General features: G+C 41.0%; 10 protein-coding genes. 8 read left to right on the top strand and 2 right to left on the bottom strand.

Annotated elements, in window-relative coordinates; translation table 11 throughout:
- The first annotated feature begins 160 nt into the window (after positions 1–160).
- The 8 genes from V7K48_RS07715 (at position 161) to V7K48_RS07680 (ending at position 6,698) form a co-directional block, all read left to right on the top strand.
- Positions 161–370, top strand: coding sequence for an RRXRR domain-containing protein (locus V7K48_RS07715; RefSeq protein WP_335071152.1), 210 nt, complete (start codon positions 161–163; stop codon positions 368–370).
- Positions 371–603: 233 nt separating this feature from the next.
- A complete protein-coding gene (locus V7K48_RS07710) occupies positions 604–1,296 on the top strand; it encodes a hypothetical protein (protein WP_335071150.1) in 693 nt (230 codons plus the stop codon).
- A complete protein-coding gene (locus V7K48_RS07705) occupies positions 1,283–2,044 on the top strand; it encodes a class II aldolase/adducin family protein (protein WP_335071148.1) in 762 nt (253 codons plus the stop codon). The genes V7K48_RS07710 and V7K48_RS07705 overlap by 14 nt, the downstream gene beginning before the upstream one ends.
- A gap of 151 nt (positions 2,045–2,195) precedes the next feature.
- Complete coding sequence (locus V7K48_RS07700; RefSeq protein WP_335071146.1) at positions 2,196–3,311, top strand: sulfonate ABC transporter substrate-binding protein; 1,116 nt, start codon at positions 2,196–2,198, stop codon at positions 3,309–3,311.
- 234 nt (positions 3,312–3,545) lie between these two features.
- On the top strand, positions 3,546–4,367 hold the full coding sequence (locus tag V7K48_RS07695) for an NADPH-dependent oxidoreductase (RefSeq protein ID WP_335071143.1): 822 nt from the start codon (positions 3,546–3,548) through the stop codon (positions 4,365–4,367).
- An 18-nt stretch (positions 4,368–4,385) separates the two neighbouring features.
- Positions 4,386–4,607 carry an SDR family NAD(P)-dependent oxidoreductase gene (locus V7K48_RS07690; RefSeq protein ID WP_335071140.1) on the top strand — a complete coding sequence of 74 codons (222 nt, stop codon included), beginning with the start codon at positions 4,386–4,388 and terminating at the stop codon, positions 4,605–4,607.
- 471 nt (positions 4,608–5,078) lie between these two features.
- Positions 5,079–5,729: a hypothetical protein gene (locus tag V7K48_RS07685; RefSeq protein WP_335071138.1), complete on the top strand. Its 651-nt coding sequence runs from the start codon at positions 5,079–5,081 to the stop codon at positions 5,727–5,729.
- Positions 5,730–6,512: 783 nt separating this feature from the next.
- Positions 6,513–6,698 carry a hypothetical protein gene (locus tag V7K48_RS07680; protein ID WP_335071136.1) on the top strand — a complete coding sequence of 62 codons (186 nt, stop codon included), beginning with the start codon at positions 6,513–6,515 and terminating at the stop codon, positions 6,696–6,698.
- 50 nt (positions 6,699–6,748) lie between these two features.
- On the opposite strand, the gene V7K48_RS07675 is transcribed toward V7K48_RS07680, so the two are convergent.
- Positions 6,749–7,417, bottom strand: coding sequence for a LuxR C-terminal-related transcriptional regulator (locus V7K48_RS07675; RefSeq protein ID WP_335071134.1), 669 nt, complete (start codon positions 7,415–7,417; stop codon positions 6,749–6,751).
- Between the two features lie 1,021 nt (positions 7,418–8,438).
- On the bottom strand, positions 8,439–8,660 hold the full coding sequence (locus V7K48_RS07670; RefSeq protein WP_335071154.1) for a tetratricopeptide repeat protein: 222 nt from the start codon (positions 8,658–8,660) through the stop codon (positions 8,439–8,441).
- Between the last annotated feature and the right edge of the window lie 65 nt (positions 8,661–8,725).

The following is an 8,725-nucleotide window of genomic DNA, read 5'->3' as shown; positions in this document are numbered from 1 at the left end:
TAACGCTACGTAAATACACTATCTCAAAAGTATCCTAGCGTTATCATTTCATTTGGTTAGCCACCTTTAGATTTACTTTATAAATAGCCTCTTAGTTCAAGATTGGATGATTGATTTTTTGATAGTCCCTTAACAATTTTATTCGTAAGGAATATCATGCATGACCAAAGTATTCATTCTCGATGCCAACCAACAATCGTTATATCCAGTACGCATCAGCCATGCTAGGCTACTATTGTCACAAGGTAAAGCTACCGTATTCCAGCGATATCCATTCACGATCATTCTTAAGGAGTCTCTTTCTCGTCTAAAACTTGAGCAACTTGGCTTCAAGATTCACCCTGGCATTAAAATAATTCGTAATTCGTAATTCGTAATTGAATTCTTAACTAACGCTGTGTGCAACTTTACTCTCAAACTTAACCCCCAACCTCTTTCCTACAAAAGTTAGGGAGGAAGAATCAAAGCCTCTCCCCAAAACGGAGAGAGAAATGGAAGCGGGGTTTTAAGAAGAAGTTGCACATCGCTTTTAACTACGAATTACAAATTACGAATTAGTAATTAGTTAATTTTAGTCGCTTCCTAAACCGAGGAATACTATAGATGATAAACCACACCATCTTGGAACCATTACCAGAAGACCAATGGTTTATTGAGAGCCAGGAACTACGATCCTTTGTAGCAACAGTGCGTGAAATTAGCGCTAGCACTGCTGACGATCGCACCCAAACTCTCGCCAGACTAGAACCCTATTTTCAAGAGCTGCTCGCCCAACAGGAATGGCTCCCGGAAAAGTTTGCCCAAATCAATCCTGAAAGCAAAATGGGCGGCGGTATTGGTCAGTGGCTGCTTTATCGCGCCAAAAACCGTTCCCTCTCAGTCTTCAGTTTAGTGATTCCCCCAGGTTCCACGACTCCCATCCACGACCATTTAGCCTGGGGATTGATTGGTTTATACAAAGGTAATCAAGAAGAAACAGTCTATCGCCGTGTAGATAACGGCGACACCGAAGGACACGCACAATTACAAGTAACTGAAGTGCGTAGGCTTTGCCCGCCGCAGGCATCGCTTCAACCAGGGGATATCTACCGCCTGTTACCCCCAGATGGTGATATCCACGCCGTCAAAACCACATCCCAGAGCGCATCTGTATCGATCCATCTCCTGGGTAATGATACTGGCTGCGTCTTGCGTCACCAGTTCATAAGAGAATCTCACAGCGTCAAATCTTTTCGCTCTGGATATTCCAACGCTCCCTGTCAAGAAGAAGAGGAAAAAGAACATGCCCAAGTCTGATAGACTACAACCCCCAGTATTCGAGCGAGTTGAAGACGAACGCCTGCACCGTAAACAACGCCTTGCTGCTGCCTTTCGCCTGTTTGGTAAATTTGGGTTCAGTGAGGGAATCGCAGGCCATATTACGGCTCGTGATCCGGAGTTTACAGACCATTTCTGGGTCAATCCATTCGGAACATACTTCGGTCATATCCGAGTTTCTGACCTGATCTTGGTTAATAGAGAAGGTGAGGTGGTTAAAGGCGATGCTCAGGTGAATCGAGCTGCTTTTGCCATCCATTCTCAGCTTCATGAAGCTCGTCCTGATGTGATTGCGGCGGCTCACGCCCATTCACTTTATGGTAAAGCCTGGTCTAGTTTAGGTCGTCTCCTTGACCCCTTGACACAAGATTCCTGTGCTTTTTACGAAGACCATGCGCTATTTGACGATTTCACAGGTGTTGTTTTAGAAATTTCTGAAGGTCAGCGACTGGCGCAAACTTTGGGGCCAAAGAAAGCCATAATCCTCCGTAACCATAGTATTTTAACTGTGGGACATACAGTAGATGAAGCTGCCTTTTGGTACATTAGCTTAGAGCGATCGTGCCAAGCCCAACTGCTAGCAGAAGCTGCGGGTAGACCCACTACTATCAAACACGAAACAGCCCGCTTAACGCAAACTCAAGTAGGGTCACATATAAGTGGGTGGTTCAGCTTCCAGCCACTTTATGACAGGATTATCCGTGAAGAACCTGATTTGCTGAATTAGTACTGTGTTTTTTGACACTGACATAAGAGGCAGGTAAGTATCAATTTACTCTACTTCCCTGCCTCTTATGTCAATTTAACCTAAATTTATCTATATACTCCGGTAAACCTATAAGTTTATAGTATAAATACAGTTCAGAGAAGTTATTTTGATGATTCACCTAATCTTTCGCCGAATTACCAAGTGGATATCGTTGATAAAAATCAGGAATATCCCATTTAACAACCAACATAAATTATTCTTTTCTTCTCCTTTGCCAATTGCAGGGGCTTTTGTTGCAGGTCTTTGTCTGAGCGTGCTATTTGCCGCCTGCTCATCGACACCTACTGTTAATTCCCCTAATCCCAGTGCCACATCTGTTAGCAATTCGGCTTCCAGTAAAGCAACAGTGGTAAGATTTGGCTATCAAAAATCGACTATTTTAATTAGAACTAAAGGTGTTTTAGAAAAGCGTTTGGCACCAGAAGGGATTACTGTAAAGTGGACTGAATTTCAAGCGGGTCCCCAACTCCTAGAAGCCATGAATGTAGGTAGTATTGACATCGGTCCTGTAGGAGAATCACCGCCAATATTTGCCCAAGCAGCTGGAGCATCACTAACTTACGTTGTTGGTACTGCGGCTACTCCAGCTAGTTCAGCAATTCTTGTTCCTCAAAATTCACAAATTCAAAAGCTTACTGACCTCAAAGGTAAAAAAGTTGCCTTTCAAAAAGGCTCTAGCGCTCACTTATTGTTAGTCCAAGCTTTAGAAAAAGCGGGATTGAAATATACTGACATTGAACCTAAATATTTAGCACCATCTGATGCCCGCGCTGCATTTGTCAAGGGCAGTGTAGATGCCTGGGTAATTTGGGACCCCTTCTATGCAGTGGCTCAAGAAGCAACTAAAGCCAGAGTCCTGATTGATGGCACAGGAATTAATAAACAGGGAGGATATTATTTGATGACTCGCAAATTTGTCACTGAAAATCCGCAAACTGTCAAGGCAATAGTGGAGGAAATTCAAAATCTAGAAGAATGGTCTAAACAGAATCGAGAAGAAGTAGCAAAAACTCTAGCACCTGTGTTGGGAATTGATGTAGAAACGATGAAAAAAGCAACTAACAGACGCACTTTTGGTGTTGTCCCAATTGACGACAATCTAATAAATCTCCAACAAGGTGTTGCGGATACATATTATAAATTGAAGTTAATTCCCAAAGAGGTAAATGTCAAGGATGCAATGTTGACAAAAGAAGAATATGCTGCCTTTTCACCAAAAACTTAAACTAGTACAATGAGTAGGCTATAGGGGCACAAATATGTATGCCCCTATAAATGCCTAGTTCCTAGTCTACGACTAGGAATGCCCTCTGTGAGGCTCTGTCTGGTATTAAAGCGGCAGCAGCCCAATAAAGAGCATTTCCTTCTTAGACCTGGAAACAAGATTTAAAATCTTAAATTGATACTAAAGTCTTTTATTCAACTGACAATTTTTGAAATGTAAATCTTGGAATTGATTATGACTAATCCTACAGAACTACTGCGATCGCGCTATGGTGAAATCCCCTTCAATCCCGAAATTGAATGGAATGATTCCCTGACAGCACTACTATCTCACCGTTCAATCCGATCTTATCTATCTTCTCCTCTACCGCCAGGAACTCTGGAGTTACTAATTGCAGCCGCCCAATCTGCATCTACTTCCTCTAATTTGCAAACCTGGAGTGTGGTTGCAATCGAAGATCAACAGCGCAAAGAGGAGTTATCCAAGCTAGCAGGAAACCAAGCACATATTAAGCAGGTGCCTTTATTCTTGGTTTGGTTAGCAGATTTGGCGCGTTTAAGTTACGTTGCTGACAGTCGCGGCATCTCTCATGATGCGCTGGAATACTTGGAAATGTTTGTGATGGCAACAATCGATGCAACTTTGGCGGCGCAAAACGCAGCAGTTGCAGCTGAGTCGCTCGGTTTGGGAACAGTATATATCGGTGGAATCCGCAACCGCCCGCAAGAGGTAGCAAAGATATTGAATTTGCCCGACTCTGTGTATGCTGTGTTTGGGCTGTGTGTCGGCTATGCGAATCCTGAGGTAGAAGCAGCGATTAAGCCAAGGTTGCCACAATCAGCGATACTGCACCGTGAAACTTATAAATTGGCAGATCAGGAAGAAGCGATCGCTCACTATAATGATATTATCAAAGACTTCTACACTGAACAAAAGATGAATGTCCCTGGTGATTGGTCAGAACACTCAGCCCAGCGGATCGCAACTGTCGAGTCATTGAAAGGACGCGATCGCTTACGTGAAGTTCTCAATCACCTCGGTTTCAAGTTACTGTAAACAACAAGAATCAAGATTATGGATTTGCAACTCCGTGGCAAAATCGCCTTAGTGACTGCTGCTAGTAAAGGTTTGGGCAAAGCTACAGCGAGGCAATTTGCCCGTGAGAATGCAAAAATTGCCATCTGCGCCCGCAGTGAGTTAATTGACAAAACTGCTGCGGAGATTGAAAGCAAAACAGGTACAGAAGTGCTATCTCTGCGTGCAGACGTTACCAGCCAGCCCCTTTGGGGAAGTTAAAAGTCAAAAGTCACTCATCCAAAAGTCAAGAAGATATTGAGCAAACGCAAGGTGCTGTAAGTGTACTGCACGACACAGTAAACGGTGTCAGGAGCAAGGGGAACTCGTCAGAAAGTTAGAGCAAGGTGTGGCGATAGCACTACAAAAAGCTAATATTAGCAAGGATTTTTAAACCGCAGCTTGATTAACCCTAAAAAGAGTAAGCGTAAATAACTGGGGATTCATCTTAATTGCTACCGCTATTATTTTGTCCTACTTAACTTGCTGCTGATACCAATTTTGTATAAAGATACCCCAAACTATATTAAAACTTAAGTACAAGAAACTCGGATTTTCTGTGTTAATTTTTAATGATTTTTAGTAGTATAATCTGCAAATTGAGCAGATTTGATTATAAAGTTTTAACTGATGTATTTTTGGTTTATCTGAAAACATTGTATTCTGATTATTCATTTCATCAAAACCGTAGCAATGAAAAATTTGTTTCCACTCCTATTAAGTGCTATTCTCTTGAGTAGCACGGTGGCTTGTAACAAAACTAGTAACCAGCCTAACAGTACTCCTACTAATAATAACAAAACTGCAATAACTGATAGTACATCTAGTCCATCTAACAATCAACTATCTGTAGCAGTTGGAACAAGTTTTGATACTGTTCTTCAACAAGATATATCTACAGCGAAAAATCAAAATAATGACCGCTTTCTCTTAAAAACTAATAATTTATCTCAAGGAGGAGATAAAGTTTTTAAAGATGGTCAAATTCAAGGACATCTGGAAGATGTAGTCAAAGCTACCAAAGGCAAAAAAGCGAGTTTACATTTGGTTTTTGATGATATTTCGCTAAAAAATGGAGCATCTTATCCCATTAATGCTACTTTAACAAACACTCAGGTAGAAACAAAAACCAAAGGTAAGTTCATTCAAAATGCAGGCATTATTTTAGGCGGTGCAGTTGCCGGACATTTTCTTGGTGATCAAGCTAAATTCAAGCATGGTGGACTCGCAGGTGGTACAGCCGCAACTGCTTTCGTTTTGTCTAGCCCTGGTGGAGAAGTTGCTCTCAAAAAAGGTACAAAGATTAAACTTAAACTTAATTCTGCTATTGGTACTACTCAATAAACTATGTATCCTGGTTCTGAGCAGATTGAAGCGTTGGGCGAGAAATTAATTACTGGAATTTCACGCCGGAGCTATTGCTATTTTACTCCACTGTTTACAAATCAAAGTACACTGTGATTCTCTGGCTTATGCATCTGGGGCAGCGCAGATAAATGTCATAGAGCGAGCGCAATTCTCTATCTGGAGGTTGCAAGGATATGGGGCAAATGGAATCCTACTGGTTGGAGGCTCTTGACTGTATCGGGTTTGACAACAAGGAACCGCACTTTATTGAACAGGTGATGAGCAGTTGCTTTTGTATCTGCTTTTTTACAGCAGTTTCATGTATTTGAACCACATCTGTCGTAGGGGCACAGCATTGCTGTGCCCTTACTGCATGGTCTATTTACCTGAAAATAGCTGTAAGCTGAAACTGGATTATTAACTGCCCGCCATTCGGGTGTGATTGCTTTCGGCACTGCACTATGAGCGTACAATGAGAATGCTAAAGCAATCACTTTTCTTCACAGTTTAATTTGCACTCGCTTTTGTTTTAATTAATACATACCTGTTTGAAAACCTGTAAAATATTAAGTATCAAAGTTTTGTTAAATTTGAGAAAATCAGGAGAAATCTATCAAAGGTAATATTTCGAGATGGACTCCGTAATTCTACCTTCTATTATGCCTGACGATAGAAGACTTGAGGGTAAGGCTAAAGCTAGTTTTTATATATAATTAACAAATAAATTGGAAAAATTAGCTGGAAATGAATATACAACTTCAACAGTTATTAATACAAGCAATGGCAACATCTCTTGATGAGCCATTAATTGATTGGCAATCAGAAAATCTTCTAAAGATATTAGTATTTGTTTTCATATTTGGTATAGCAACTGCAATAAATATTATTAGCAGTAAAATGGAACATGCAATTATTTTTGCTTTTGTATGCACTGTCATTTCTGCGGCTTTTCTGATAATTAAATAATCACAACTGTCAATCAAACTTCAAGTGGAATGAAGCGAATAAAAGCTGATTTATTTTGAAACTGTGGAAAGCTTTGCAACCATGTGAGCACGAGATGAAACTTCAAGCTTGCGAAACATCCTTTTTAAAGCTTGCTTGACAGAGTTTTCAGTAATCCAAAGTTCAGCACTAATTTCTGCATTGGTTCGTCCTTGAGCCACTAAGGAAGCAATTTGCACTTCACGAGCTGTTAAACGCTCTGTCTGTAATAGTAGGTGTTGCGTAGGCGTAGCCCGCCTTGCCACCCAAGTAGAAATGTGCATACAAAGTGCACTCAAGTCTGTGAGATTTTGTGAATCAAATGGAGGCGTTCCTTGCTGACGGGTAAAACCTACCATGCCCACTAATTCACCATTACTGACAATTGGCCCTGCCATGACGTGCCAGTGGTCGGTACGAGGACAAATCAACTTCCACGTCTTAGGTTCTACTATCAAAGCTTCATGAACAGGGGCATGGTGTTCTAGCAAGTAGCGTGCAACTGGATTGTGTTGGGGTGATAATGCCATTTGCAGTGCTTTTTGGATTTTGCTGTCAATTAAAGAAATTTGAGCAAAGAAAAACAGCCCACCTCGTGTAGCTGAAAAATACTCACTCATTTCTGCGGATATGTGCGATCGCAAAGTCTGTTCATCTTTAGCTTGAGCAATTGCATGAAATAGAGTTTGTAAGGCAATCATGATTAGTAAAGTGTACCCGTTCGAGGTCTAGGCGCAGTATAGTAACTAGACCTATCTTAGCTTTAGTCACATCAAGTCAAATCCTTTGTTTGCTTTTTTTAGATTACTTTATCATGACTGTAAATTCTGATATTGATGACACACAGATATCTGGGTGCTGGATTCAAATCAGTTTTTTTATCGCAACAGTGTTTTTCAATCTCTGTTTAGCAACCCAAGTATTCAGTTTACAAATTAGTTAATAATGCTTATGAATTACATGATGGCGATCGCATTTGGTTGCCAGAGATAGGTTTAGCGATTGGCATGGAACGAGGAACTTATCTAGGCATTAAGCGCGAGTGGTTGTATTGTTATGACGAGCAAGGTGAACGGTTTTTAACACCTGAAGAACAGGTGAAACTAGCTCAATAAGCAGCACAGCAAGCTAAACAACGTGTCCAATTGCTAGCGGAACGGTTGCGATCGCTCGGCATAGATCCTGATTCTCTCACCTGACTTTCCCTAAAAGAACTCCAACATATAAATCATCTAATCTTGTGAGGTGGGCAACATGAGCGCCCAGTTTCCATGACGGGCGAGACGCCCATCCTACAAAAAATATTAGGATATTTTATTACTTAAAAATCCCTAAAAACTTGTCCACAAATATCAAAGACTCGTTAACGGAGTTCAAAGGTGGATTAATCCAGTTCAAATACTCGTTAACGGAGTTCAAAGGTGGATTAATCCAGTTCAAATACTCGTTAACGGAGTTCAAAGGTGGATGAATCCAGTTCAAATACTCGTTAACGGAGTTCAAAGGTGGATGAATCCAGTTCAAATACTCGTTAACGGAGTTCAAAGGTGGATAAATCCAGTTCAAATACTCGTTAACGGAGTTCAGAGGTGGATGAATCTAGTTCAAAGACTCATTCACAAGTATCAAAGACTCATTACAGCAATTTTCATTTATTTATAAAACACTCTCGCGTTCTTCTCTGCGCCTCTGCGTAAGACAAAAAATCTTTCCATGCTGTAATTACGAATTACGAATTACCCTATCAAGACTTGCACTCACACTTTCAGCATCCGGTGACTGCAATCGCTGCAAAATCTCTAAAGCTGGTTGCAAATAGGATATCGCTTTAGTGTATTCACCCTGTTGTTCTGCTAAATGTCCTAACCACCACAGAGTCATTGCTTTGCCTTGGACATTACCAATGCGTTCAGTTATTTCCAAAGACTGATTGAAAAGTGCGATCGCTTAATCCACTTCCCCTTTGTCGGCGTAGAGCATTCCCAGATAGTCCAACATCACCGCTTTGT

Source organism: Nostoc sp. (assembly GCF_036919615.1).
Taxonomy (GTDB): Bacteria; Cyanobacteriota; Cyanobacteriia; order Cyanobacteriales; family Nostocaceae; genus Nostoc.
This window is presented reverse-complemented; position numbering and strand designations above follow the sequence as displayed.

Coding starts and splice junctions, on each gene's coding strand:
- V7K48_RS07685 (WP_335071138.1), top strand. CDS start 5,079: ATGAAAAATTTGTTTCCACTCCTATTAAGTGCTATTCTCTTGAGTAGC.
- V7K48_RS07695 (WP_335071143.1), top strand. CDS start 3,546: ATGACTAATCCTACAGAACTACTGCGATCGCGCTATGGTGAAATCCCC.
- V7K48_RS07700 (WP_335071146.1), top strand. CDS start 2,196: ATGATTCACCTAATCTTTCGCCGAATTACCAAGTGGATATCGTTGATA.
- V7K48_RS07710 (WP_335071150.1), top strand. CDS start 604: ATGATAAACCACACCATCTTGGAACCATTACCAGAAGACCAATGGTTT.
- V7K48_RS07680 (WP_335071136.1), top strand. CDS start 6,513: ATGGCAACATCTCTTGATGAGCCATTAATTGATTGGCAATCAGAAAAT.
- V7K48_RS07690 (WP_335071140.1), top strand. CDS start 4,386: ATGGATTTGCAACTCCGTGGCAAAATCGCCTTAGTGACTGCTGCTAGT.
- V7K48_RS07675 (WP_335071134.1), bottom strand. CDS start 7,417: ATGATTGCCTTACAAACTCTATTTCATGCAATTGCTCAAGCTAAAGAT.
- V7K48_RS07705 (WP_335071148.1), top strand. CDS start 1,283: ATGCCCAAGTCTGATAGACTACAACCCCCAGTATTCGAGCGAGTTGAA.
- V7K48_RS07715 (WP_335071152.1), top strand. CDS start 161: ATGACCAAAGTATTCATTCTCGATGCCAACCAACAATCGTTATATCCA.